Below are 25,150 nucleotides of genomic sequence, written 5' to 3' on the forward strand. Positions count from 1 at the left end.
GACGGGCACGACGAGGGCGGCCCCGGATGCCCCGGGGCCGCCCTCGGAAGGGGGGCCGCTACTTGCTGCGGCTGTAGTTCGGCGCCTCGACCGTCATCTGGATGTCGTGCGGGTGGCTCTCCTTGAGGCCCGCGGAGGTGATCCGGACGAAGCGGCCCTTGGTCTCCATCTCGTCGATGGAGGCGGCGCCCACGTAGCCCATGGTCTGGCGCAGACCGCCGACGAGCTGGTGCAGCACGTTGGCCAGCGGACCGCGGTAGGGCACCTGGCCCTCGATGCCCTCGGGCACGAGCTTGTCGTCGGAGCCGACCTCGGCCTGGAAGTAGCGGTCCTTGGAGTACGACTTGGCCTGGCCGCGGGACTGCATCGCGCCGAGCGAGCCCATGCCGCGGTAGGACTTGAACTGCTTGCCGTTGATGAACTGCAGCTCGCCCGGGGACTCCTCACAGCCCGCGAGGAGGCTGCCGAGCATGACCGTGTCGGCACCGGCGGCCAGGGCCTTGCCGATGTCGCCGGAGTACTGCAGGCCGCCGTCGCCGATCAGCGGGATGCCCGCCGGGCGGGCCGCGAGGGACGCCTCGTAGATGGCCGTGACCTGCGGGACGCCGATACCGGCGACCACGCGGGTGGTGCAGATCGAGCCGGGGCCCACGCCCACCTTGATGCCGTCGACGCCGGCGTCGATCAGCGCCTGGGCGCCGTCACGGGTAGCGACGTTGCCGCCGATCACGTCGACGCCGACGCTCGACTTGATCTTCGCCATCCAGCTGAGCGCGTTGCTGTTGTGGCCGTGCGAGGTGTCGACGACCAGGAAGTCCACACCGGCGCCGGCGAGCGCCTGGGCGCGCTCCAGGGCCTCGGGGCTGGCGCCCACGGCGGCACCGACGAGCAGCCGGCCCTCGGAGTCCTTGGCCGCGTTGGGGTACTGCTCGGCCTTGACGAAGTCCTTGACCGTGATGAGGCCCTTGAGGATGCCCGCGTCGTCGACCAGCGGCAGCTTCTCGATCTTGTGGCGGCGCAGCAGCTCCATGGCGTCCGCGCCGGAGATGCCGACCTTGCCGGTGACCAGCGGCATCGGTGTCATGACCTCGCGCACCTGACGGGTGCGGTCGGTCTCGAAGGCCATGTCGCGGTTGGTGACGATGCCCAGCAGCTTCTTGTTGCCGTCGGTGACGGGGACGCCGCTGATGCGGAACTTGGCGCACAGGGCGTCGGCCTCGCCCAGCGTCGCGTCGGGGTGCACCGTGATCGGGTCGGTGACCATGCCGGACTCGGAGCGCTTCACGAGGTCGACCTGGTTGACCTGGTCCTCGATCGAGAGGTTGCGGTGCAGCACGCCGACGCCGCCCTGGCGGGCCATTGCGATCGCCATGCGGGACTCGGTCACCTTGTCCATCGCCGCGGAGAGCAGCGGGATGTTGACCCGGACGTTGCGGGAGATGCGGGACGAGGTGTCGACCGCGTTGGGGAGCACCTCGGATGCACCCGGCAGCAGCAGCACGTCGTCGTAGGTCAGCCCGAGTGTCGCGAATTTTCCGGGCACTCCGTCGACGTTGGCAGTCATGACACCTTCCCCAAATGGCCTTGATCGGTGCGGATGTCCATGCTAACGGGAAGCGCGGCTGTCTCATTCCACGGTTCCGCCCGGCTCCGGGCTTCGTATGTTCGTACGGAAGCGGCGCACCGCCTGTTCAACTGGGGGGCTCTCCAAGCCGGACTACTGCTCGGCCAGCGCCCGCAACCGGCTCAGCGCCCTGTGCTGGGCAACCCGGACCGCACCGGGTGACATTCCCAACATCTGACCGGTCTCCTCGGCCGTGAGTCCCACCGCGATGCGCAGCAGGAGCAGCTCCCGCTGGTTCTCGGGGAGGTTGGCCAGGAGTTTCTTGGCCCATTCCGCGTCGCTGCTGAGCAGGGCGCGCTCCTCCGGGCCCAGGGAGTCGTCGGGGCGCTCGGGCATCTCGTCGGAAGGGACGGCCGTCGAGCCGGGGTGCCGCATCGCCGCGCGCTGCAGGTCGGCGACCTTGTGAGCGGCGATGGCGAAGACGAACGCCTCGAAGGGACGGCCGGTGTCCCGGTAGCGGGGCAGGGCGAGGAGCACCGCCACGCAGACCTCCTGCGCGAGGTCCTCCACGAAGTGCCGCGCGTCGCCCGGGAGACGGGACAGACGGGTGCGGCAGTAGCGCAGGGCCAGGGGGTGGACATGGGCGAGCAGGTCGTGCGTCGCCTGCTCGTCCCCGTCGACGGCGCGGTGGACGAGCGCCCCGATCGGGCCCTGGGCATGGGCCGCCTCGTCGTCGCGCATCGGTCCATGGTGCCTTGCGGCCGCGGGGTCCGCGGCACCGCGCCCGTTGTTGTGCACTGAAGCGTTATGAGCAGGTGCGCCGGCACTCATTCCCTGCGCCCTCCCCTTCCGCTCGACCGACTCGTCCCCGAGGAACTCCACACCCTCAAGGATGCGGCATCCGCGGCGAAACGAGCAGCAGGCCTCCGGCGGACCACCGGTCCACCCGCGCCCACCTGGCGTTCCCTGCTCTCACTACGACCGCTGGGACCTGCCGTTCGGATCATTCCGGGGACCTCGGCCCTCGCCCTCCCGGGCTCTCGGCCTCGCCCGGGCGGAAGCGGCTGCCGACCGGTGCCGCCGTCGGCCGCCGGCTCCGGTCCGCGCGGGGGCATCCGTGTGCCCCCGCTCTCCGACCCTCGCCGGAGGCCGCGCGTCGAAGCCGGCCCGATCCGAAGGACAGGCCCTAGCGCACCAGACCCCACCGGAAGCCGAGCGCCACGGCGTGGGCCCGGTCCGAGGCGCCGAGCTTCTTGAACAGGCGCCGGGCGTGCGTCTTGACGGTGTCCTCGGAGAGGAACAGCTCGCGGCCGATCTCGGCATTCGAGCGGCCGTGGCTCATGCCTTCGAGGACCTGGATCTCACGCGCCGTGAGCGTGGGCGCCGCGCCCATCTCGGCCGAGCGCAGCCGGCGCGGGGCGAGCCGCCAGGTCGGGTCGGCCAGGGCCTGCGTCACCGTCGCGCGGAGCTCCGCGCGGGAGGCGTCCTTGTGCAGATAGCCGCGGGCACCGGCGGCGACCGCGAGGGCCACACCGTCCAGGTCCTCGGCGACGGTGAGCATGATGATGCGCGCACCGGGGTCGGCGGACAGCAGCCGCCGGACCGTCTCGACGCCGCCCAGTCCGGGCATGCGTACGTCCATCAGAATCAGGTCCGAGCGGTCGGCCCCCCAGCGGCGGAGGACTTCCTCGCCGTTGGCCGCCGTCGTCACGCGCTCTACGCCGGGCACGGTCGCCACCGCCCGACGGAGCGCCTCTCGGGCAAGCGGGGAGTCGTCGCAGACGAGGACGGATGTCATGACCGCCCTCCGCAGCTGATGCACGTCACCTTGAGCCTCCAGGCTGGTACGAAATCGTCACCTGTGCGGTCGACCCACTCGGACGCCCGTCCGAGCGCTTGTTCCTTCAACCGCCTCGCACTCTCAACGACGGTCACTCGAAAGAGTTACGGGGGTGGCTGCCATCTTCGGCACTCTACGTGAGGGGACGGACACGGTGCAGATATGCGCAGCAGACCCTCGAACTTTCATCACAACCTATGCCCCATTCAGACCCATTTCTTCCGCTTTGCCAGTGTCTGGAGCTAGATTCGCAATGAGTCATATTTTCATCTCCTTAGATCGTAGTTGTACGGTCGTAGACACCGGATCCGCCCAGAACGGCTACAAGGGGTCACGTAATGGCAGATTTCTCCCGCCTTCCCGGACCGAACGCGGACCTGTGGGACTGGCAGCTGCTGGCCGCCTGTCGCGGGGTGGACAGCTCGCTGTTCTTCCATCCGGAGGGCGAGCGCGGTGCGGCGAGGAGCGCTCGTGAGAACTCGGCCAAAGAGGTCTGCATGAGGTGCCCGGTACGCGCGGAGTGCGCTGCTCACGCCCTGGCGGTGCGTGAGCCGTACGGCGTGTGGGGCGGGCTGACCGAGGACGAGCGCGAAGAGCTGATGGGGCGGGCGCGCAACCGGCTGGTGTCGGCGTCGGCATCGGGCGGGCACACCGCCTCGAACAACTGAAGGAACGTTTCTTCGAAGGGCACGCGCATGCGTGCCGTTGGTTTTTGACGCGGGTGGACCGCCACTGACGGCGGGCCGCCACCGGCGGCGGGCGGCTACTGGCGGCGGGCGGCTACTAGCGGCGGGCGGCTACTAGCGGCGGGCGGCTACTGGCGGTGGGCGGCCCGGGCCAGCTGGTCGAGTGTTGCCGCCACGGCCGGGACCTGTGCGAGGTCGGGCAGCGTGAGCGCGACGATCTCCCGTCGCACCGCCGGTTCGAGCCGCACGGCGCGCACCCCCCGGGGCCGTACCGACTCGACGGCCAGCTGGGGCAGCACGGCCACGCCCAGGCCGGCGCCGACCAGCCCGACCACCGCCGGATAGTCGTCGGTGGCGAAGTCGATGCGCGGGGTGAAGCCGGCCGCCGCGCACACCTCGATCAGCTGTCCGCGGCAGCGCGGGCAGCCCGCGATCCACGGCTCCTCGGTGAGCTCGCCGATGTCGACGGACTCCGCGCCCGCGAGCCGGTGCCGCTCCGGCACGAGCGCGACGAGCCGGTCCGACAGCAGCGGCCGTACGACGAGGTCGTTCCACTCCTCCGCGCCGGCCGCCCCCTCGTAGCGGAAGGCGAGCGCCACGTCGCAGTCGCCCTCGCGCAGCAGACCCACGGAGGCGGGCGGCTCGGCCTCCTCCAGGGAGACACGGGTGCCGGGGTGCTCCGCCCGCAGTGCTGCCAGGGCCGTGGGGACGAGCGTGGAGCTGCCGCTGGGGAAGGAGACGAGCCGGACCCGGCCCGCGCGCAGCCCGGCGATGGCGGCGACCTCCTCCTCCGCGGCCGTGAGCCCGGCGAGAATCCCGGAGGCGTGCCGCACCAGCGCCTCGCCGGCCTGGGTCAGGCGCATCTCGCGTCCCGTGCGGATCAGCAGCGGTGTGCCCACGGAGGTCTCCAGCGCCTTCATCTGCTGACTGACGGCGGGCTGGGTGCAGCCCAGCTCGCGGCCCGCGGCGGAGAAGGAGCCGGTGGTCGCGACGGCGCGCAGGACGCGGAGATGACGAGCTTCGATCACGCTTCGAGGATAAGCGACCCTTTGACGGCGATGCGAATAATGCGTCGACGCTTTGGGGTGCGGTCGCTTACCGTGCGGTGCATGAAGCTTCTGTCTGTGAATCTGGGCCGTGCCGAGGCCGCGCCGTACGCGGACGGCCCCGGGGGCGTGACCGGGATCGACAAGCGACCGGTGGACGGGCCGGTGCGGGTGTCCGCGCCCGGGCCCAAGGGGATCGGCGGGAGCGGGTTGGCCGGTGACGCGGTATGCAAGCTGGAGCACCACGGCGGTGACGACCAGGCGGTGTACGCCATGGCCCGCGAGGACATGGACGAGTGGGAGCGCGAACTGGGCCGGACCCTGCCCGACGGCGCGTTCGGCGAGAACCTCACGACCAGCGGACTGGACGTGTCCGGTGCCCTGATCGGCGAGCGCTGGCGGGTCGGGCCCGAGGTGGTGCTGGAGATCACCTCCGGGCGGATTCCGTGCCGTACGTTCCAGGCCCACATGGACGAGAAGGGCTGGGTGAAGCGGTTCACGCAGCGCGGGGCGCCGGGGGCGTACCTGCGGGTCATCGTGCCCGGGGAGATCCGCGCGGGCGACGCCGTCGAGATCGTGCACCGGCCCGGCCACGACGTGACCGTGGCCCTGCAGTTCCGGGCGGTGACGACCGAGCGGACACTGCTGCCCAGACTGCTGGCCGCGGGCGAGGCCCTGCACCCGGAGCTGCTGCGCACGGCGCGGGAGTACAAGGACAAGTACGGGGCCTGACGGCCGTTCACCACGCCTGTCTCCACCGACCCTTCACCACGGACCACCCCCCGGGGAAGCGGATGCACCCGGTCCAGGTCACTAACCTTCTGCCATGACAACGGCTCTGATTACGGGATCGACGGCAGGCATCGGGGCCGCGTTCGCGCGGCGACTGGCGGCCGACGGGCACAACCTGGTGCTGGTGGCTCGCGACACCAAGCGGCTACGGGAACAGGCGACCGAGCTGCACGACCGGCACGGCATCGAGGCGGAGGTGCTGACGGCCGACCTGGCCGAGGACAAGGGGATCGAGGCGGTGGCCGGACGCCTCGGCGACCGCAAGAACCCCATCGACCTCCTGATCAACAACGCCGGATTCGGCAACAAGGGCCGCTACCTGGACGTCTCCATGGCCGACGAGCTGCGGATGCTGAAGGTGCACTGCGAGGCCGTGCTGCGGCTGACGTCGGCGGCGACCGAGGCGATGCGGGAGCGGGGCCGGGGCGGCGTGGTCAACGTCGCGTCGGTGGCCGCGTTCGTCCCCCGGGGCACCTACGGCGCCTCCAAGGCCTGGGTCGTGCAGTTCACCCAGGGTGCGGCGCGCGACCTGGCCGGCAGCGGCGTACGGCTGATGGCGCTGTGCCCGGGGTTCGTGCGCACCGAGTTCCACGAGCGGGCCGGGATGGGCACCGACAACATCCCGGGCTGGATGTGGCTCGACGCGGACAAGCTGGTGGCGGCAGCGCTGCACGACCTGGCGCGCGGCAAGACGCTGTCCATCCCGGACCCGCGCTACAAGGCGCTGATGGGGGCGGCGAAGCTGGTGCCGCGGGGGATGCTCGGGGCGGTGTCCTCCAGGACGGGCAGGAAGTACGGTCCGCAGTAGGCGCGCGTCGGCCGGCTCCTCCTCTTCTCCTCATGCCTCATGAGCCGAGAGGCAGCCGGGCTTACCCCTTGGGACAATGAAGCTGTTCAGCCGGACCCAGGGGGGCCGGAGGCGAGGCCATGACCTTCGTACAGCTCATCGAATGCAGGACCAGCCGGCTCGACGAGATGAACCGGTTGATGGACCGGTGGGTCGAGCAGACCAAGGGGAAGCGGACCGCGTCGCACAGCGTGGTGGCGAAGGACCGGGCGGACTCCTCGCACATCGTGGAGATCGTGGAGTTCCCCTCGTACGAGGAGGCGATGCGCAACTCCGGGCTGCCGGAGACCGACCGGATCTTCCAGGACATGGTGGCGCTCTGTGAGGAGACGCCGACCTTCACGGACCTGGACGTGGTGCGGGACGAGCAGTTGTACGCGGCCACCGCGCGCAGGTTCTTCGAGCTCGCGCCGGGCCAGGGGGACGCGCCGCCGTTCAACGACGTGTTCATCGAGGACTACCACGACCACGATCCCGCCAATGTGCAGGACGTGATCGGGCTGGACGCGCTCCGGCGCGAGGTGGAGGTGTGGCGGGGCGGGTTCGACTTCTCGTTCACCATCGAGGACCAGATGGCGCAGGGCGACCGGGTCTGCACCCGGTGGACGTTCCACGGGCGCCACACCGGCGACTTCCTCGGGATCCCGCCGACCGGTCAGGAGGTCACCATGACCGGGACGACCGTGCACCGCTGCACGCCGGACGGAAAGATCGCCGAGGGCTGGTGGCAGTACGACCGGCTGGGGCTGATGCAGCAGCTGGGGGCGTTGGAGCCGACGGAGCTCTGACGTCGGGGCGGCTCCTTCCGGCAGCCGACCCCTGTGCGGCACACACACGAGATCGTGCTGTGCCCCCCTGTTGGTCGAAGTGATGCCTGCAGGGGGGCCGCGGGCTCAGAGTCGCCGCGAGCCGATACATCCGGGCCTCGGTGTCAGTGGGGATGACTAGGATTTTGCACCTGTCGTCAGGGGAGGATCACCACGCGCGGCGCGTACGGGTCCTCCCGCCACCGTCTCCCGGAGGTGCTCGGCGCCCGCTGCTCCGAAACCGGCTGCTCCCACTCCACGTGAACGCTGGTTTCAGCCGCGACGATCGGGTTTCCGCTGGGAGCAGGAGGGCCTGGACCACCTTCGTGGACTGATGCCGGGGACCGAGCCCTATCGGGCGTGGGCCACCTCCCAGTTCACCGGGGCGTCCGGGCGGATCAACGAGTGCGATGTACTGATCGCGGTTCCCGGCGGGGTCTACCTCCTCGAACTCAAGGGGCACCCTGGCCGTGTCGTGAACCACGGCGACACCTGGCAGTTCCACGGCGACGACCGTGTGCGGACGCTGCGCAACCCTCTGCATCTGACCGACCTCAAGGCCAAGGAGTTGAAGGCGCAGCTGGAGCGGGCGGCCCGCACGCTGGGGATGGATCCGCGGCAGGTGCCCTTCATCAAGCCCGCCGTCTTCCTGCACGACCCGGGTCTGGTGAGCGGCCTCGACGAGTTCCAGCGCGCTTCCGTCTACGGCCGCAACGACGGGGCGAGCGGACTGCCGAAGGTCTGGGACGATCTGCTCGGCCGGCCCCCGGAGCGGGAGAGCTGGCGCATCACGCCGGTGATCGGCCAGCGTCTCGAGCAGATGATGCAGCGGATCGGCATCAGCCACTCCACCGCCCACCTGCGGTTCGGCGACGACTGGAAGCTGCAGCCGCGCGCGCTGGACGCCGGCCCCGGCTGGGAGGACCGCCTGGCGGTGCGGGACGACGGGCTGGTGCAGGAGAGCGGCCGGGTCCGTATCTACCTGGCCGGGCAGGCCGCCTCGGCGGAGCAGCGGGCGAAGGTGGACCGTGCGGCCCGCCGTGAGTACCAGGTGCTCCAGGGAATCAACCACCGTGGCATCGTGCAGGCGACGCAGATCCGTGAGCACCAGGGCGGTCCGGCCATCCTCTTCCGGCACCGCGAGTCCGATCTACGGCTCGACGCCTATCTCGACGCGTACGGGGGCCGGCTCACCCCGGCGGTGCGGCTCGACCTGGTGCGCCAGCTCGCCGAAGCGGTCCGCTACGCACACCACCGCTCCCTCTACCACCGGGCGCTGGCCGCCCGTTCTGTCTATGTGTCGGCCCGGGAGGACGGCAGCGAACCGGTGCTGCGCATCGCCGACTGGCAGACCGCCGCCCGCGACTTCGAGACGACCCTGCACCGCTCACTGGGCGACACCCCCCTCGACGCCGTTCTGATCGCCGACACGGCATAGGTGTACCTCGCGCCCGAGACGGACCAGGAGTTCGCCGACCCCGGCGATCTCGACGTGTTCGGGCTGGGGTCCCTCACCTATCTGCTGCTCACGGGCCGGCCGCCCGCGGACCGGCGCAGTGCGCTGCTGGAGCGGTTGCAGAACGACGGAGGGCTGCATCCCTACGCGGTCACCGACTCGGTCTCGTCGGCCCTGGACACGCTCGTCTTCCGTGCCACGACGGCGGACGTACGGGACCGGCTCGCCTCCGTCGACGAGTTCCTGGAGCTGCTGGCCGCGGCGGAAGCCGACGCGGCAGCACCGCAACCGTCCGCAGGGCCGTCGGCCGATCCGCTGACCGTGCAGCCCGAGCAGCCGCTGGGCGACGGTTGGACGGTGGGCCGGGTCCTCGGTACGGGCGCCACCGCCCGTGCCCTCCTGGTGCGCCGACCGCTGCCGGAGGGCGAGGAGCAGGAATTCCGCGTCTTCAAGGTCGCCCTGGACCGGGAGAAGGACGCCCGCCTGTACGCGGAGGCCAAGGCGCTCAAAGAGGTCGGCGGCGGGCGGATCGTCAAGCTGCTCGCCGAGCCGAGGGAGCTGGCGGGGCACACGATCCTCGAGATCGAGTACGCGGGCGGCTACCGCGGCGCGGACGACCGGGAGCCGGTGAGCCTCGGGGCGCGGCTCCGCGACCAGGGCCCTCTGGGGTACGACCAGCTGGAGCGGTTCGGCAACGACCTGTTCCAGGCACTGGACGCGCTGGCGGCGCGCGGAGTGCGGCACCGGGACGTCAAGCCCGACAACCTGGGGCTGTTCAAGCGCAGTGACGGCTCCTGGCAGTTGATGCTGTTCGACTTCTCCCTGGCCGACGCCCCGGACCAGGACGTGCACGCCGGTACCCGCGGCTACCTCGACCCGTTCCTCGGTGGGGCCGGCCGCTCCCGGTACGACGACCACGCCGAGTGGTACGCCGCGGCCGTCACGCTGCACGAGATGGCGTCGGGCGAGCGCCCGGTGTGGGGGGACGGTCAGAGCGATCCCCGTATGGCCACCGACGCAACCCCGCACGTCGCCGCCGAGCTGTTCCCGCAGGCGCTCAGCGAGGGTCTGAAGGGCTTCTTCGAGCGGGCCCTGCACCGGGACGTGGAGCAGCGTTTCGACTCGTTGCGGCAGTTGCAGGAGGCGTGGCGGCAGGTCTTCCGGGCCGCCGACGCCGCCCATCCGGCGACCACTCCGGCCACCGTCGGGCTGAGCGCGGAGGATCTGAGGACGTTCGCGAGCAGGCCGCTGAGGCCGCGACACTGAAGACACCGCTGGCGGCGGCCGGCCTGTCGCCGCGTGCCGTGTCGGTCGCCGAGGGGCTGAAGGCGCACACGGTCGAGCAGCTCCTCGACATTCCCCCGCACCTCATCTCCCGGGCCCGGGGCGCGGGCAACGCGATCTGCAAGGAGCTGAACCGCCGCCACCGCCAGTGGACACAGGCGCTGCGCCGCCGTCCCGCGCCGACACGGCCGGTCACCCTGGAACCGGACGCTCCCGAGGAGGCTCTGGAGTCGGTCGACACCCTGGCCGCACGGCTCACGCCGCCAGAGGGCAAGCGCCGGACCCGGCCGCGCTCGGACGTGGTGAGGGCCACGCTCCAGCTGCCTGGTGTGCTGGAGGAGGGTGAGGCGCTGGAGTCGTGGCCGGCGCAGAGCCTGATAGCGAAGGCGTTGGGGATCAGCCAGCCGACGGTGTCGCAGAACCAGCAGGTGGCCGTCGAGCAGTGGGCGCGAATGCCATGGCTCGGCAGGGTGCGCGACGAGGTGGTGGCCATCCTCACCGAGCGGGACCGGGTGTCCACGACGGAGGAGCTGGCGGCCGAGCTGCGGGCGCGGCACGGCGCGGGGGCCGGCGCTCCCGCCGTGTCCCTGGCCAGGGCGCTGGCCGTGGTGCGCGCGGCGGTCGAGGCGGAGATCCGCAAGCGGGACGACGCCCCGGCCGGGGCCACCTCCGATGGATCCAGACGGCTGCCGCGGCCCTCCTCGGCCCTCGGGAGGAAACGGCGCCGCCCGGTGTCCCAGTCCAGTGGGAAACCCGCCTCGGTCAGTGCCTCGGACAGCTCGACATATGTCGTCTCGTCCAGCCCCGCCAGACCGGGGAAGCGCGCCCGTACCCGCGACAGCAGGTCCTCGAGCGAGATGCCGCTCTCCGACCGGACCCCCGCCGCGGCCTGTGAGATGCGCAGAGCACGGGCCAGCCCCAGATCCAGCGGGAACAACTCCAACCGCGGCGAGAACGCCACCCCGCCCGCCATCGACGCGGCCAGCTCCACCAGCCGGGTGTCCGCGAGCGGCGCCATGCCGTCAGGAGCCCCGACGGCGCGCAGCTCACGCAGCACCGTGGTCCGGCCCGGCACGAGGCACCGGCGCGGTTGGCCGTGCAGCGGCGCGGCGGCAGGGTCGTCCTCGCGCTGGAGGACCAGCCGGGCTCCGACGATCCGACCCCTGCCGGGGCCGTGAGCTGCTGGCCGGCCTCCAGCAGGCGGCCCGTCGCCCGGCGGACACCCCGCACGGCCTGTGGCTGCTGCTGCCGGCGGAGGACCCGCGCGCCACGCCCGTGCTGGACGGGCGGACGGTGGAGGTGGTGGACCGGGCGACGGAGTGGGAGGTGCTGGACGGGTTGTTCCTCAAGGACCTCCGGTCCACAGCCGTACGGCCCTGACGGCACCGGCGTACACCCGTAGGGCTCGATTTGGCGCCTGACTTTCCAGTTCTGCTTGCTACTCCGCACTACCGGCGATTCACTTGCACGAAACCGGGTGAAGCTAGCCTGCGCGAGGGGGGTACGCATGCTCTTGAACTTCAGGGTGGCCAACCACCGCTCGATTCGCGACGAGCTGGAGTGGCAGCTTCAACCGGTGTACGAAGGGGACCGGCCGCCGGGCACCGCGTGGGAGGCAGTACCGGTCGCGGGGGTCTTCGGCTCGAACGCGGCCGGCAAGTCCAACATCGTCGACGCGCTGCGCTACATGGCGGAGATGGTGACCCGGTCGCATCTCCTGGCGGAGGATGGCGGGGGCGTGAGCAGGCAGCCCTTCTTCTCCGACGTTCGGGAGACGGATTCCTCCTGGTACGTCGCCGACCTCCTCGTGCGCGGAGTCAGGTACGTCTACGGCTTCGAGGTGGACGACGACCACGTCGTCGGCGAATGGCTGTACGCCTACCCGGAGGGGCGCAAACGGGTGGTGTTCGAGCGGAACGGAGACGACTTCCGGGTCGGCAGTTCGCAGGACCGTCCCAAGGAACTGCACACGGTCGCCGACGTGACGGCTCCCAACGCGCTGTTCCTGTCCATGGCCGCCCGGTCGAAGACGGCCACGGACGTGGTCACCCCCGTGTACCGGTGGTTTCGGAGCGACCTGGTGTTCGGCGGCCCTCTGACGAACGGTCCGATGAACCGCGCGCTGATGCTCAGGAATCTCGCACGCCGACTGGACCAACGTGGAGAGCCGACCCATCTGCGGGACCTGCTGCGCGTCGCGGACCTCGGCATCGAGGACTTTCGCGTGGAGACGGTCGAGGAGGACCTGCAGTCCTCGCGGCCCGTCTCCCGGGGCGCCGAGACGGAGACGCTCTTCGACATGCCGAGGACGTACCGGCGGACACGCCACGACCTATTTCTGCGGCACACCGGCAGGAACGGCCCGTTCGAGGTGCCGCTGAACGCGGAGTCCGCCGGTACGCAGGCGCTGGTGGAGTACGCGTTCACGCTGGAGGGGGTGGCTCGTCGCGGGGGCACCCTGGTCGTGGACGAGTTGGGCAGCAGCCTTCACCCGCGGCTCAGCGCCTTCCTCGTCGGTCTCTTCCAGGACCCCGAGCGCAATCCTCACGGCGCCCAGTTGCTGTTCACCAGCCATGACGTGAGCCTGCTGGGCCGCAGGGCCGGCGAGGACATCCTGAAGCGGGATCAGATCTGGTTCGTGACGAAGAACGAGTTCGGGGAGAGCTCGCTGTATCCGCTGTCCGACTTCCGGCCGCGCCAGGACGAGAACCGGGAGCGGCGCTATCTCAATGGAAGCTACGGCGCGGTGCCCATGGTCGACGACACGTTCACGCTGGCTATCGCCAGGCGGGGGGAGACGGATGGCGAGGGATCCGAAGCAGGAAGGCCGGAAGAATCCACGGCGTGAGTCCACGCTGCGCCGCAGGCCGGCATACCGGGACGCATTACCGACGATCCTGGTGGTGTGCGGAGCGAGAAACACCGAACCGATCTACATCAAAAGCTTGTTGAGGGTAGTGGACAACCGCGCCGTCGATGTGCAGGTCAAGGTCTGTCCGCAGGACCCGGTGCCCGTGGTCCGGCACGCGGCCGGTGAGCGCACACGGGCCCGCGATCATTACGAACGCACGTGGTGTGTTCTCGACGTGGACGACTTCGCGCACTTGGACGAGGCGCTGCGGCTGGCCCGCGCCGAGCGCATCGACATCGCCCTGTCGAACCCGTGCTTCGAGCTGTGGTTGCTGCTCCACTTCCGCGACCACCGCGCCCCGGTCGACGGCTTCCGCCAGGCCGAGCGGCACCTCCTCCCCCACCACAGCGGTTACAGCAAAGCTGCGAACAGGTTCGCCTTCGACCTCTACCGGGAGGTGTGGCCGCAGGCCGTGGAACGGGCGCGGGCGCTGGCGAAGCCGGGCGAGGAACACAAGCGGAATCCGTCGAGCGGGATGTGGCGACTGGTCCGGGAGATCGTCCCGGCGCATCTGCAGAACTGATTGTCACGCGGACGCGTCCATCCTGGTGATCGTTCATCGATCCATGGCCGACCGGAGGGGACGACGGTGATTGATCACAAGGACTTCATGCATGGCGCAGCGCTGGTGGCGATCGCCGACTCGGAGAAGTTCACTGCGCTCAACCGCGCCAGCGTGAAGTACGGGCACTACGTGGTGAACCACGACCGCCACCTGTTCATCAAGTACAACGACGGCAAGGGACCAGGGGATTACTTCTTCACCTTCTCCGGCGAAGACAAGAGGAGAATCGACTCCGAACCGGCACCCTTGGTCTTCGCCGTCCTGGTCTGTGGCAACGAAGTAGTCACGGGGATCGCTCGGGACGAGTTGTCACAGCTCATTCCTCTCACCACCCCTGCCTCCTCGACCGTCAAGATCGCGGCTCACCTGGGCAGGCAGCTCAGGATCTCCGGGCCGAAGGGACAGTTGCCGCTGATCTCCCGCGGTTCCTTCCCGGCCCGCATCCTTGCCTAAAGTGATCTGTTTCCAAGAGGCCGAGGGCGTCTTCCCGGTAGATGACGTCACGACGTGCGGGGGTGGTTCGACCGGCTTCCTGTGCTCGATCCGGTACCCGACTCTCCAGCGGGACCGGACCTTGTTCGCTATGAAGGACTTTCGAATAGGAACCGGCCATTCCTGGATCTGAACCCGCCGTACGGGAACGGCGTGTTCGAATGCGATCTCTTGGCATGCAGGCTGAAGCCGACCAGTCAGCTCATGCAGGGGGATTCATGCGCACCACGGGGCACAGACCTGTCATCGCCGTAGCCGCGACCACGGTGGCGGCGACACTCACGCTCATCGGCACACCAGCACACGCTCAGACGCCCTCGCCCGCGGCGACTCCGTCGGCGGGCGCCGACACCACCGAACTCACCCAGCTCGCCGAGGGCTACCTTCAGCAGCGGGCCGACCTGCTGACAACGGCCCGTCCTGCGGTGAAGTCCGCCCGCGGGCAGGTTCAGGCGACTCGCTCCATGACGGCCCAGGTACAGGACGAGTTCGCCGCCCTGGTGGAGAAGGGCCGGCGGTACGAGAAAGCCGACGGCGGCTATACAAGAGCGGAGGTTGACGTGAAGGTCACCGACGCGAGCGTCACCGGCCAGTCGGCAACGCTTCAACTCACCGAGCACACACGCCTGTACCTCCCGTTCACACCTCAGGAGGTCGAGGAAGGCGCGCCGGAGTACGAGGAGTTGTCACTCCCCCACACGGTGCAGTTCACCCAGGGCCCCGACGGCGCCTGGCTGCTGTCGGCCGACGAGGCCGACGCGGAAGGCGGGCCGACCGCGACGACCCAGGTGACCGACGTGGACGTCGCCCCCGCCGTCGACGACGGGGGCGGGACGCCGGACGAGGCCGAAGGGAGCAAGGACGCCGGGGCTGACGTCGAACCGCTGCCCGCCAACAGCGCCGACTACGTCAAACCCACGATTACGGCGAACTACAACTACGGCAAGATGGTGTCCTACGCCAACAAGTACTGGAACAACCACAACGACGCCTTCCGCACGTACGGCAACGACTGCACCAATTTCATCTCCCAGGCGATGCTGGCCGGCGGCTGGGGGCCCAAGGGTGGCGCCATCATCCAGCGGAAGAGCAACAAGTACTGGTTCTACGGGCCGACGAAGTTCACGACCAGCTACACGTGGGCCGGGGCCGAAAACTGGTACTGGTTCGCGAAGAAGCACTCGAAGCGGACCAAGATACTCAGCAACGTGTGGAAGCTGGCCTCGGCCGATGTTCTCCAGGCCGACTTCAACCGCAACAACAACATCGATCACACCATGATCGTCACGAAGAAATACCGCGGTACGCCGTATCTGACCTACCACACCGGCGACACCCACAACAAAAGCCTGAAGAAGATCCTCTCCGACTACCCGCGCGCCTGGTGGTATGCGCACCGCACCTGACAGGTTGCCCGTCCCCTCACCAGAAAACAGGAGTGTGCTGTGCAACGTCGACGCCTCTTGGCCGTGGCGGCCGCTCTGGTTGTCGCATCCGGCTGTTCGTCCCAGGACGATGAAGCCCCGCCCGCGGTCTCCGCGCCCTCGTCTTCGGCATCGGCATCCTCCGACGGGGCCCGTGATGCCGTCGAGGCGTATGTCCAGGCCCTCAACTCCCGTGACGCCGCCGAGCTGATCTCGGTCGGGGGCGTCGAGGACGAGGAATGGTCCCGGCAGGAGGCGGAGCGGATCCTCGCCGACCAGGGCGGACGCGGCTGGAGGATCAAGGACGTGCGGATCCAGCACGACATGGGTCCGGACGTCGGCTCGGCCCGCCTCCTCGCCGAGGACAAGAAGGGCAAGCCACTGCAGGACACCTTCACCGTCACGCGGGAGAAGGGAACGTGGCACCTGACGGTCTTCACCGACCAGCCCGCCGAGCCGGGCAAGGAATCCGCCGCGACCGACAAGCCGCGTTCCTGACGACCACCGTCGTGGTGGCCCGGTCCGACGTGTCGGATCGGGCCACCACCCGGCCGGACACACCGTGAGCCAGACGGCGTGGCCTGTCCGCCGCCGGGCGGGCACGCTGTTCTCGCCGACCCACCGGCCGAGCGGGTCGGTGCCGACTGCTTTCCGGCCGAGGTGCCGTATGCGACGGACCCCGGGTGCGGTGCACGGCGGCACGTGAGGGACGGAACGTCCCCTGCGCCGCCTGGCCCGTTCTCATGTGGACGGCACGGAACGACGTCACCACGCGCCGGGACGTCCCGACCGGCCTTCCGTGACATCGTCGCGCGACCGGGCCGGAAGACGGACGACCCTGGCGTCAGCGGTCAGGGTCTGGGCTGGGCCCGGGGTGAGCCGGGGCGGTCGATGACGATGACGGGTTGCCGGACGGGGGCTGGAGTTCCTGCTGGGCCCAGGCTCCCGCGACCACCGTGGCGAACGCGGTGGCGGCGGCGACGAGTACGGTGCCGAGGGGCACGGTGATGGAGGACAGCCGGCGGAAGTTGCGCACCTGGGACCACTTCAGCGCCGCGGCCCGTGCCAGCCACCACTCCCAGACGAGCCCCAGCCCCATACAGACGACGAAGGTCTGTCCGGCCAGGCCGCCGCAGGCCACCACCATGTCGTTCCAGGACGGGTTCCGTGTGAACTGCGGATCCACGGTGAGGGGGACCATCGCCAGTACCTCGGCCGGCAGCACCACCGCCATGAGTGCCGCCGCCTTGGCGATCGGTGTGTGGCCACGCAGCAGGGTGTAGAAATAGCCGAACACGAAGCCGTACAGCGCCCAGTGGGCGAACCTCAGCGCCTTGGAGATCTCTTCCAGGTGGAACGGCATGAACGCGTCGGCCCCCACGGGGTCGGCGGTCACGAGCTTGTAGGTGGCCCAGGGCAAGGCCAGTAGCTGGGCGAGGGCCGCACCGGCCGCTCCCGCGACCCGCGGCGCGGTTCCCGCACTCGTTCCCAGCGCGCACCGCTTCGCACGGGCCAGCCGGGTTGCCGGGTCGCCCCGGCGGCCGGGCACGTCCAGTTCCTCCCAGCGCTGGGAGAACTCCGCCGCGGACATGTCACCATCCGTGAGCGCCGACCGGGAGGCCCGCTGGAAGTCGGCACGCGAGTCCCAGAGGAGTTGCGTCCTCACGTACCGGCTCATGAGCCGTGCGTGCGCCTTCCGGCTGACGCGCCGGAACCCGACGGCCGTCGCGTGGGAGCCGACGGGGATCAGCCAGAGCGAGCCGAGCGCGGCACACAGGATGGCGAGCGCGTCGCCCCACATGGACAGGGTCCGCAGGCTGGGGTTACCCAGAGCCATGAGCACGCCGCAGACCAGGAGCACCCTGCCGACCGGCTCCGCGGCCCGGCCCCGGTCGGCGAGGCCACCGCACCGGACCAGGTAGACGAGTTGCAGGACGAGGCCGCAGACCACCACCGCGCAGAGCGGGAAACCCATGTATCCCGTGAAGAAGGATCTTCTGTAGTAGTCCCACGGGTCGTTTCCTGCTTCCGTCGGCGTCGTCATGTGGGCCACCAGGAAGGGAGCAAGCACCAGAGCCCACAGCGCGGCGAAACAGACGACGCAGACCACCGGCCTCAGGGGCCGGCCCAGCGCCGGCCCCAGCAGCGATGTGAGCCATGCCGCGGCCGGCCATGTGCAGATCAGTAGGGCGGCCACTTCGTACGTCTTCACCGACGAGTCGTTGTCGGTGATGATCGGGGCGCCGCCGAACCGGTACGTCAGGGCGGCGACCCACACGAATGTGCCCCCCGCCGCCGCCCATCTGCGGGCCGCCGTCCCCCTGTCGGTGAGGAAGCGAAAGACGAGGAACTTGGCGAGTGCGAGGAGGAACAGAACGACCAGTCCGCGCCACCCTCTGGGAGTCAGCAGTGTCCCGCCGGCTGCCAGGAGGGGAAAGAAGAGAAGGGGCGCCGCGCCGCTCACGAGGAGTATGTGGGTCGACGGGGGCCTGCGGGTGACCAGGCGGCGGCTGAACCACCATCCTGCCACCGGCAGGACGTACCACAACCACATGCCAAGGGCGGGCCCCGGCGCCCATTCCTGAGCCGTCGGCGGGCCGGAGGTAGGGCCGCTGTACCGCCAGAGATCCTGTTGTCCCTGCGTCCCGAAGAAGGCGAGGGGGTACGCCGCCGCTGTCAGCACCATGGTGGCCTTCGCCCACCTCCACGGCACCGCGGGACCGGTGAGCCTCATCACCAGGCATACCGCGACGACACCGATCCCGCAGGCGGCGACGCCGAAGGCGGTCACCGGCTCCGCCTGCGTCTGCCGCCTCGACGAGGGCGGCTTCGTCGTCTCCAGCGTCTTGCGCAGGACGACCTTGCCGACCATGGCCGGAGCGTCCTGCGACGTGGTTTTCATCTCCCATGTGACCCTGCCGGGCGACTGCGATGCCACCGGACCGCGGATCATGCTGAACGACCAGCGCGGGGCCCGCACCTCCACAGTCCAGACCTCGGGGATCCCGTCCCGTGCGTTCTTCAGCGCTCGCGCCATGTCGATGTGGACTTCCAGCGACTGCGGGCCGGAACGTCGGGACAGGTGGCGGGCGGAGTCCGTCTCCACCCGTACGGGACTCCTGGACGACTGTTGCGTGACCTTGTCCGCCGGGTCGTCCTCACTGTCGTAGATCGGCTCCTCTCCATCACGGCGCACGGTGTAGCCCGTGCAGAAACCGCTCCCGACCGTTCGTAACCAGGTCAAGGCTTCACTTCGAGGATGGAGGGTGTACGTGCAGCGTTTGCGGACCACCACCTTCTCCCGGTCCGCGTCCCAGCCGATGTCGATAGTGAGCTTCCCGACGCTCCCCTCGCCCTTTCCTCCACCGGCCGCGCCGGCCGGACCGGCACCGCTCAGACAGAGGCAGAGCAACGCCAGCAGCATGCCCGCCGCCGCTCCCAGAGACCTCGCCCATGGCACACGTCTGCTCGCCGGACACTCCATGTGGTGGCACCCCCCGTGCGGGCACACAGCGCACATGAACGTTCCCCCACCGGACTTCTGCGCTGCGGCTCCGCCATGATGGCCCCGCTCGCCCCGCTCCGGGGCCTCTTCGTCGGAAATCGACCCTGATGCGGATCGGGCCGGTTGAAGGGAGGCGGCTGGCAGGATGGTGCGGTGGGCCGTGTGGGCCCGTGAGTCAGCGTTGAAGGAGTGGGCCGAGGGTGACGGCTACGGCTGAGGGGACGGGGTCCGTGCTGGACCGGGCGCGGCTGCTGAAGGATCTCCAGACGCAGGCGCGGCTCCTGGAGGACGATCTCCGGGCGCGGACCGAGAGCGAGCCGGAGTTCCGGGACGCCCTGCGCGCGGAATACGAGAAAGCCGTCGCGGCGGAGCGTACGGCCGCCATGTACGAGACCTGGCGGGACGAGCGGGTCGTGCAGATCGCTGCCGCGTGGGTGCTGGCGTGTGTGTTCGTGCGGTTCAGCGAGGACAACGGGCTGATCCCGGACGCGTGGCTGTCCAGCCCCGCCTACTGTGACGCCTCATCGAGCGGGTCGCCGCCCGAGGGACGCTCGACGTTCGGGCTCCGGCGCGACGGGGACCGCAGTTCGACCTCGGCTGGGTCAGTGAACGGACCGCGTACGGCGCGTGGGTCGCGGCTCCCGAGCGATCAGGCGACGAAGAGGCGAAGCGCCTCGCAGGGGCCGTCGAGTACGTCGGCAGGTCAGCCCCGTCGGTTGCCCGGCACGGCCAGGTCCAGCGGGTAGTGGTACTCGAGGACGCCGTAGACCTGAGCTCCGGGCTGAGGGAGAAGGCACAGGCGTCCGGCGTCCTGATCGGGAAAGTCAAGGACGTCCCTCGGTGAGACGGCGACTGAGCAGCATGTGACGACGCGATCCGGCGAACCCGGGGACGTGGGCGGGTGACGACTCCCGTCGACAGGGCGTTCGCCCTTACGCGAAAGCCTTCTTCACTCAATGCGCTCATCCGCACACGCAGCGTCCGGTAGCGTCGCCCCGACATCTCGTCTTCCGCGTGCCACGCCGGGCACGGTACGAAGACGGCCCCCGCGACGGCTGCAACCGTCCGCGAGGGCCTGAACACCAGTGGAAGTATGGGCTCCCACCGAGATTTGCCGGCACCATATCGCGCCCCCGCGCGCCTTCTCCCAGTTCTCTCACGACCTCATCCGGCACCCCCGGCTGTCCTCCGACGCCGTGCGACTGCTGACCTGGCAGCTCTCCCTCCCCGACGGGACGCGCGAGTGGCTGTCGCGCACCGCCGAGCGCGCCCGCATCGGGGCGTGCGCCTTCACGCGGGCCAAGCGGCAGCTCAAGGAGGAGGGCTTCGTGCACGAGCGGCGGCTCCAGGGGCCCGGCGGTCACTGGGTCACCCAACAGCTCGTCTCCAACGTGCCGTTGAGCGCCGCGGAAGCCGCCAAGATCCTCGCTCGGATGCCGGTACACACACCCTCCGCCCCGGCGTCGCCCCAGCCCGCACCGAGTCCCTGCATTCCGGCGGCCGGTGCTCCGACCCCTCCGTCCACCGACGGTCATCCAAGAAGAGACCCTGGGGAGAACACCTCCCACCATCCCGCCGAGCCGGAGCGGAAGCCGAGGCCGGACTCGGAACCCGCCCCGGAGACGACCGAGGTCCCCGCCGAGGCCGGACCCGGCCCCGGAGACGACCGAGGTCCCCGAAACCGCCCGCGCACTCGTCGCCGCCCTCTCTCACCTCTCTCCCGACCTGCGCGGCATCCCCCGGCGCATGCACGACGAACTGGCCCGTCTCATCTCCTGTTGGATCGCCGCCGGCCACACCCCCACCGTCGTCCGCACGCACATCCTGCGCGGCCTCCCCGCCGACGGCACCCCGGTCCACCGCCCCGGCGGCCTCCTGCGCTACCTGCTCCGCGACGTGCCACCCGTTCTCCGTCCATCCGGCGCGCCCGTGGCGCCCCAGGGCGGCGCCACGGTCCTGTCGGCCCGGTTGGCCGGAACCCGCGAGTGCGAGGGCGACCACGTACAGCCGAGACTCTTCCGGCCCGCCGGAGACGAGACACACTGCCCGGCGTACGCGGGGGCCGAGGCGCGCTGAGCGCGATGGTCCGACGTCAAGCGGACTCCCCGACGGCCGACACCAGCCCGTTCACGGTGGGCCCTGCCCCCCACGATGACGGACGGGGTCCCCGAGTCGTCGGAACCCACTCCGACGCCGGGTCGTCACGGCCCTCCGAAACCTTCACCGCTCCGAAGAATCAACCGGGTGGTCGGTACCCCGCCGGTTGATCCCGGCCGGGAGTCGAGGGAACCTGCGCGCGGCGGTCCTCCACTGGATCGACAACGCCTCATTCGCGGTCAGAAGTCATGCCGAATGCATACGATCCCGGCCGCCGGTAGTCACTTGCGGTCGCCATCGATCGTCTGCTCAGCAGGGGGAACCGGGTTGCCCGGCGGGCCGTCGTCTCCGATGTCAGGTCGGCGGGGCACCGGCGATCCGGTCATTCACGGATGACCGTCAGGTGCGCTTCGCCCCGAGCCGTCCCGCGGACACGTAAGGCATGGAGGCAGGGTGACAAAACGTCCCGAGAAAGTCGCCGATCAGGACCTGGTCAAGGTTCTGGCCCGCGAGGTCGTCCATCGCGTGGCGCCAGGAGAGCTCCGTACCTTCCGGTTCACCAGCGAGGCCTACTTCGCCGACCCGCGGCGCGCATTGAAGGGCGACCGGGCGAGTGACGGTGTCGTGGGCAGCGGCGTGACCGAGGTCGTCGAAGCTCTCACACCGGTCGTCCTCGCGGTCTCCTCGGAGGTCGCCCTCTACCTGGCCGGCCTGTACGCCGTGCGCGGAGCGTCCCGGGCAGGGCGAGCGGCGAGCGAAGCCGTCCGGCGACTGATCAGGGCCCGCTCGGACGACGACGCCCCGGGTGCGCAGGGACCGATTCTGGAGTTGCGGACAGCCGAGGAGCGTCACGAGGTGCGCCGCATCGTGGAGGAGGTCATGGCGCGGAACGGCTACGCCGAGGAACTGGCGCGGGAGATCGCCGATGCTCTGACCGAGGCCGGGCCGGAGGCAGGCTCCGAAGACCCGTGACCACCACACCCACCACCCCGGAAACCGGCTCGAACAGCCTCGAAACGGCCGGGGACGAGGACGCAGCTACTCCTTCGGCCAGCACGACGCCCCTGTTCGCTCTGTTGATCGGAGCTGTGCTCGCCACCACGTCCACGGTGTTCTATGTCCTTCACACGGCGCTGCCCGAGGGAACCATCGGCAGAATTCCGCTCATCGCCTTGGGCAGCGGTGCGGTGTTCGTCCTTGCTGCGACGATCTACGCGTGCCATCCACGGCGAATGATCCGGCGTGGTCGCCTGCAACGCGTCACGGCCGCGGACGACCCCGAAATCATGGCGGAGCTGAGGGCGCTGTGTCGACAAGCCGGGGTGGAGCCCGAACCGACGTTCTTGGTGGCGCCCTACGACAAGACCCTCGAGGCCCTGACCTTCGGCCATCCCGGGCGCCGCCGCATCCAACTGTCCAACCGGCTGCTGCAGAACTCCGGCTCCCTGCCGGATCTCCGCCGGGACACGGTGCTACACGAGCTCGGGCACCTGCACCACCATGACGTCGACAAGACCTACCTCACCATCGCCATGTGGTGGTCGTTCGTTCTGTCCGTCGTCCCCCTGATGCTGTTCCTCGCGGTGGCGCCGCAATTCCTGTCAGGCTCCGGAACCGATACCGGCGCCGGCCTTCGGGACTGGCCGGCGGCAGCACCGGCCGCGGTGTCCCTCGGCGCTCTGACGCTGCTGGTCTACCTCACGCGAAACGCCCTGCTGCGGGCCCGCGAGTTGCACGCCGACGCGCAGGCGGTCCGCTGGTCGGACCCCTCCGACGGCGTCCCCCTCCAAGCGCTCCGGGCTGCGCTCCGGCGGGAAACAGCCGGGCGCTTCGCCCTCGCCCGTCGCTACTGGCATCATCATCCACCGCCCCGGCAGCGGATCGAGACCATGGACGATCCCCGCCTGCTGGTGCGCCCGCGGTTGTGGGACAGCTTCTGCGTCGGCGTCGTCGCAGCGGTGATCATGGAGAACAGCCGATTCACGCTGGCCAACCTCATGCCGGGTGCTCTGAACCTGTCGACGTTCCTGACCGCTCTGCTGTTCACCGCGCCGGTGGCCGCGACACTGGTGCTCTCGGTCTCTCGAACCGTCACCGCGACGGGACGCCGCACTTCAGCCATGCGAGTCCTGGCACTCCCCATGGTCATGGGAGCAGGCCTGCTCACCGGTGAGGCCATTTCGTTGATCAACACGGGTGCGGGCCAGTGGGTGCTGTTCAGCCAGTACGGAAGTGACGACTCCTTCACACCGGTCACGGTGCTCACCACTGCCGCGCCCTTGCTGGTCGGCGGTCTGCTGCTGGCCGTATGGGCGAGGTCGGCTCTACACCGCACGGCCGATCCAGGGCGGCGCAGACTGCAGGGCGCGCTGATCGCCACGGCGGTGCTCGCGACCACTCCGTGGATGGCTCTCTGGCTGACGCTGCGCCAGAACATCGACGAGACCCTCGCAGATGCCCTGCGGAGCAAGGCTCCCGCCGCGGTCTCCATGCCGGAGGGCTTGGTCGAGGGATACGCCACCGCACTCGCCTGGACGGAGACACTGACCCTCTGGCCGCAAGGGTTCCTGTTCTTCGTCGCCAGCTACTTCATGCCGGGGGTCCTGCTCGGTCTGGGACTGCTGTGGCTGGTCCCGATCGTCCTCACGTCATGGCGTTCCAGAGCGAACCCGGCGCTCGACAGCCCGTTCCGTGACGTTCGTGCCTCTTTGGCGGTCGCCGCGTCCGGCACCGGTCTCTGGGCCCTGGCCTGTGCCGCTCATGTGCTGCTCGCGCGATCGGCCTACCGAACTGCCGGTGCGAGAGAGGATCTCGAAGCCTGGGGTACGGGGAGCATGGCCGCCTTCCTGGCGATCTGTGCCGCCTTCGAGGCATTGGCCGCGGGGGCCACCGCCGTTGTCGTGAAGCGGGGGCGTGTTGTTTTCGCTCTGATGACGGTCTTCATCATGGGCACGATGACGACCCTAGCCGTCTGGGTGGGCGCACAGCCCGGCAATTGCTACTCCTACGTGGGCATCATGGTGGAGGCATGCTGGCAACCACTCTCGGCTGACACAGCCGGACGGTTCTGGCACTCCGCGATCATCCTGGGCGCGCTCGCGGCAGTCCCCGTAGTCCTTCTCGTCGCCGTGGCGCAAAAGATCCCGGGCCGACGCGCAAGGCGTGTCCGGTCAGACGCGCCATCGACGAACCAGGCTCCGAAGGAGCTTCCCGGCCGCCGCCCTCCCACCTCCCGTGTGGGCTTCGTCCTGCTCGCCACAGCGGTGGCCGCCCCCCTGGTACCTGCCTCCTACTTCAACCATGGCGCATGGATCGTCCTTGCCGGCAACCAGGCATCTGCGGCGAACTGTCTTCTCGGCACCTGGGTCGAAACCGAATACCGCCGCACCGTTCCCCTCGACGAAACGGGCTCACTCACCTTTACACGTTCAAAAGGAGTCACTCACCGATTCCAACGGAATGGGACCGTGACGTTGGACTTCGGCTCCCAGACCTGGGAATGGGGCTCCCTCAACGGCCATGAGGCCGTATACAAGTACACGGGAACGCTCCGGCTGGACTTCCTGGCCGAAGACGACCGGATCGATTACGAGGATCCGGTCCCAGACGGTCGCGAGACTTTGTTCTGGGACGGCGAGAAGAAGTCGACAGAACCCCTTTTCGCGCACATGACGAAGGCCGAAGAGTTCTCTTGCTCAGGAGACGACCTACGGCTCCGATCAGACCGGTACACCATCACGCTGCGTCGCGCCGGCCCCCCGCCGTAAGCAGCCGCCGGGCCCTCAACGCCCGCCGCGCCCCCGCACCGAAGGAGCGAGGTGCACATTTTCGGTCC

Annotated in this window: 21 protein-coding genes; 16 read left to right on the top strand and 5 right to left on the bottom strand. The window is 69.7% G+C overall.

Annotated elements, in window-relative coordinates:
* Positions 1 to 58: 58 nt before the first annotated feature.
* From guaB to K4G64_RS14335, 3 genes are all read right to left on the bottom strand, one after another.
* A complete protein-coding gene (gene guaB, locus K4G64_RS14325) occupies positions 59 to 1,564 on the bottom strand; it encodes an IMP dehydrogenase (protein WP_221756426.1) in 1,506 nt (501 codons plus the stop codon).
* Between the two features lie 153 nt (positions 1,565 to 1,717).
* Positions 1,718 to 2,305: a sigma-70 family RNA polymerase sigma factor gene (locus K4G64_RS14330; protein ID WP_185014700.1), complete on the bottom strand. Its 588-nt coding sequence runs from the start codon at positions 2,303 to 2,305 to the stop codon at positions 1,718 to 1,720.
* Positions 2,306 to 2,750: 445 nt separating this feature from the next.
* Positions 2,751 to 3,362, bottom strand: a complete 612-nt coding sequence (locus K4G64_RS14335) for a response regulator transcription factor (RefSeq protein ID WP_003948568.1) — start codon at positions 3,360 to 3,362, stop codon at positions 2,751 to 2,753.
* Between the two features lie 380 nt (positions 3,363 to 3,742).
* On the opposite strand from K4G64_RS14335, the gene K4G64_RS14340 reads away from it, so the two are divergent.
* Positions 3,743 to 4,072 (top strand): WhiB family transcriptional regulator, encoded by a 330-nt coding sequence (locus K4G64_RS14340; protein WP_004927066.1) that lies wholly within the window; start codon positions 3,743 to 3,745, stop codon positions 4,070 to 4,072.
* Between the two features lie 146 nt (positions 4,073 to 4,218).
* On the opposite strand, the gene K4G64_RS14345 is transcribed toward K4G64_RS14340, so the two are convergent.
* Positions 4,219 to 5,118 (bottom strand): LysR family transcriptional regulator, encoded by a 900-nt coding sequence (locus K4G64_RS14345; RefSeq protein WP_221756427.1) that lies wholly within the window; start codon positions 5,116 to 5,118, stop codon positions 4,219 to 4,221.
* Positions 5,119 to 5,199: 81 nt separating this feature from the next.
* Here K4G64_RS14345 and K4G64_RS14350 point away from each other — a divergent pair, with 81 nt between their 5' ends.
* The 11 genes from K4G64_RS14350 to K4G64_RS14390 all read left to right on the top strand — a co-directional run bounded on the left by K4G64_RS14350 (position 5,200) and on the right by K4G64_RS14390 (position 16,211).
* A complete protein-coding gene (locus K4G64_RS14350; RefSeq protein WP_221756428.1) occupies positions 5,200 to 5,868 on the top strand; it encodes an MOSC domain-containing protein in 669 nt (222 codons plus the stop codon).
* A 94-nt stretch (positions 5,869 to 5,962) separates the two neighbouring features.
* On the top strand, positions 5,963 to 6,736 hold the full coding sequence (locus tag K4G64_RS14355; RefSeq protein WP_221756429.1) for an SDR family oxidoreductase: 774 nt from the start codon (positions 5,963 to 5,965) through the stop codon (positions 6,734 to 6,736).
* A 119-nt stretch (positions 6,737 to 6,855) separates the two neighbouring features.
* Positions 6,856 to 7,563: an ester cyclase gene (locus K4G64_RS14360; protein ID WP_221756430.1), complete on the top strand. Its 708-nt coding sequence runs from the start codon at positions 6,856 to 6,858 to the stop codon at positions 7,561 to 7,563.
* Positions 7,564 to 7,915: 352 nt separating this feature from the next.
* Complete coding sequence (locus K4G64_RS40150) at positions 7,916 to 9,019, top strand: protein kinase (RefSeq protein ID WP_260460444.1); 1,104 nt, start codon at positions 7,916 to 7,918, stop codon at positions 9,017 to 9,019.
* A complete protein-coding gene (locus K4G64_RS40155) occupies positions 9,020 to 10,303 on the top strand; it encodes a hypothetical protein (RefSeq protein ID WP_308122365.1) in 1,284 nt (427 codons plus the stop codon). It begins immediately after the preceding gene.
* A 38-nt stretch (positions 10,304 to 10,341) separates the two neighbouring features.
* Entirely contained in the window at positions 10,342 to 11,499 is a 1,158-nt protein-coding gene (locus tag K4G64_RS40160; RefSeq protein ID WP_260460445.1) for a hypothetical protein, read from the top strand.
* A 329-nt stretch (positions 11,500 to 11,828) separates the two neighbouring features.
* On the top strand, positions 11,829 to 13,169 hold the full coding sequence (locus K4G64_RS14370; protein ID WP_221756431.1) for an ATP/GTP-binding protein: 1,341 nt from the start codon (positions 11,829 to 11,831) through the stop codon (positions 13,167 to 13,169).
* Positions 13,123 to 13,755, top strand: coding sequence for an RloB family protein (locus K4G64_RS14375; protein ID WP_221756432.1), 633 nt, complete (start codon positions 13,123 to 13,125; stop codon positions 13,753 to 13,755). The genes K4G64_RS14370 and K4G64_RS14375 overlap by 47 nt, the downstream gene beginning before the upstream one ends.
* Before the next feature lie 66 nt (positions 13,756 to 13,821).
* Positions 13,822 to 14,250, top strand: coding sequence for a hypothetical protein (locus K4G64_RS14380; RefSeq protein ID WP_221756433.1), 429 nt, complete (start codon positions 13,822 to 13,824; stop codon positions 14,248 to 14,250).
* 257 nt (positions 14,251 to 14,507) lie between these two features.
* Positions 14,508 to 15,695 carry an amidase domain-containing protein gene (locus tag K4G64_RS14385; RefSeq protein ID WP_221756434.1) on the top strand — a complete coding sequence of 396 codons (1,188 nt, stop codon included), beginning with the start codon at positions 14,508 to 14,510 and terminating at the stop codon, positions 15,693 to 15,695.
* Positions 15,696 to 15,734: 39 nt separating this feature from the next.
* Positions 15,735 to 16,211, top strand: a complete 477-nt coding sequence (locus tag K4G64_RS14390) for a hypothetical protein (protein ID WP_221756435.1) — start codon at positions 15,735 to 15,737, stop codon at positions 16,209 to 16,211.
* Between the two features lie 346 nt (positions 16,212 to 16,557).
* Here the strand turns inward: K4G64_RS14390 and K4G64_RS14395 are convergent, their stop codons facing one another.
* Positions 16,558 to 19,137 carry a hypothetical protein gene (locus K4G64_RS14395; RefSeq protein ID WP_221756436.1) on the bottom strand — a complete coding sequence of 860 codons (2,580 nt, stop codon included), beginning with the start codon at positions 19,135 to 19,137 and terminating at the stop codon, positions 16,558 to 16,560.
* A 281-nt stretch (positions 19,138 to 19,418) separates the two neighbouring features.
* On the opposite strand from K4G64_RS14395, the gene K4G64_RS14400 reads away from it, so the two are divergent.
* The 4 genes from K4G64_RS14400 to K4G64_RS14415 all read left to right on the top strand — a co-directional run bounded on the left by K4G64_RS14400 (position 19,419) and on the right by K4G64_RS14415 (position 25,082).
* Complete coding sequence (locus tag K4G64_RS14400) at positions 19,419 to 19,964, top strand: hypothetical protein (RefSeq protein ID WP_221756437.1); 546 nt, start codon at positions 19,419 to 19,421, stop codon at positions 19,962 to 19,964.
* Between the two features lie 1,000 nt (positions 19,965 to 20,964).
* On the top strand, positions 20,965 to 21,294 hold the full coding sequence (locus K4G64_RS40165) for a hypothetical protein (protein WP_260460447.1): 330 nt from the start codon (positions 20,965 to 20,967) through the stop codon (positions 21,292 to 21,294).
* A 474-nt stretch (positions 21,295 to 21,768) separates the two neighbouring features.
* Positions 21,769 to 22,287, top strand: a complete 519-nt coding sequence (locus K4G64_RS14410) for a hypothetical protein (protein ID WP_221756438.1) — start codon at positions 21,769 to 21,771, stop codon at positions 22,285 to 22,287.
* On the top strand, positions 22,284 to 25,082 hold the full coding sequence (locus tag K4G64_RS14415; protein WP_221756439.1) for a M48 family metalloprotease: 2,799 nt from the start codon (positions 22,284 to 22,286) through the stop codon (positions 25,080 to 25,082). The genes K4G64_RS14410 and K4G64_RS14415 overlap by 4 nt, the downstream gene beginning before the upstream one ends.
* The last annotated feature ends 68 nt before the right edge of the window (positions 25,083 to 25,150 follow it).

This window comes from Streptomyces sp. WAC04114, assembly GCF_019733245.1.
Classification (GTDB): domain Bacteria; phylum Actinomycetota; class Actinomycetes; order Streptomycetales; family Streptomycetaceae; genus Streptomyces; species Streptomyces massasporeus_A.

What these genes read in the sequence shown, in the direction of transcription:
- K4G64_RS14340 (WP_004927066.1), top strand. Translation starts at nt 3,743, where the DNA reads ATGGCAGATTTCTCCCGCCTTCCCGGACCGAACGCGGACCTGTGGGAC.
- K4G64_RS14375 (WP_221756432.1), top strand. Translation starts at nt 13,123, where the DNA reads ATGGCGAGGGATCCGAAGCAGGAAGGCCGGAAGAATCCACGGCGTGAG.
- K4G64_RS14335 (WP_003948568.1), bottom strand. Translation starts at nt 3,362, where the DNA reads ATGACATCCGTCCTCGTCTGCGACGACTCCCCGCTTGCCCGAGAGGCG.
- guaB (WP_221756426.1), bottom strand. Translation starts at nt 1,564, where the DNA reads ATGACTGCCAACGTCGACGGAGTGCCCGGAAAATTCGCGACACTCGGG.
- K4G64_RS14370 (WP_221756431.1), top strand. Translation starts at nt 11,829, where the DNA reads ATGCTCTTGAACTTCAGGGTGGCCAACCACCGCTCGATTCGCGACGAG.
- K4G64_RS14355 (WP_221756429.1), top strand. Translation starts at nt 5,963, where the DNA reads ATGACAACGGCTCTGATTACGGGATCGACGGCAGGCATCGGGGCCGCG.
- K4G64_RS40150 (WP_260460444.1), top strand. Translation starts at nt 7,916, where the DNA reads ATGCCGGGGACCGAGCCCTATCGGGCGTGGGCCACCTCCCAGTTCACC.
- K4G64_RS40165 (WP_260460447.1), top strand. Translation starts at nt 20,965, where the DNA reads ATGCACGACGAACTGGCCCGTCTCATCTCCTGTTGGATCGCCGCCGGC.
- K4G64_RS14385 (WP_221756434.1), top strand. Translation starts at nt 14,508, where the DNA reads ATGCGCACCACGGGGCACAGACCTGTCATCGCCGTAGCCGCGACCACG.
- K4G64_RS14395 (WP_221756436.1), bottom strand. Translation starts at nt 19,137, where the DNA reads ATGCTGCTGGCGTTGCTCTGCCTCTGTCTGAGCGGTGCCGGTCCGGCC.
- K4G64_RS14360 (WP_221756430.1), top strand. Translation starts at nt 6,856, where the DNA reads ATGACCTTCGTACAGCTCATCGAATGCAGGACCAGCCGGCTCGACGAG.
- K4G64_RS14330 (WP_185014700.1), bottom strand. Translation starts at nt 2,305, where the DNA reads ATGCGCGACGACGAGGCGGCCCATGCCCAGGGCCCGATCGGGGCGCTC.
- K4G64_RS14350 (WP_221756428.1), top strand. Translation starts at nt 5,200, where the DNA reads ATGAAGCTTCTGTCTGTGAATCTGGGCCGTGCCGAGGCCGCGCCGTAC.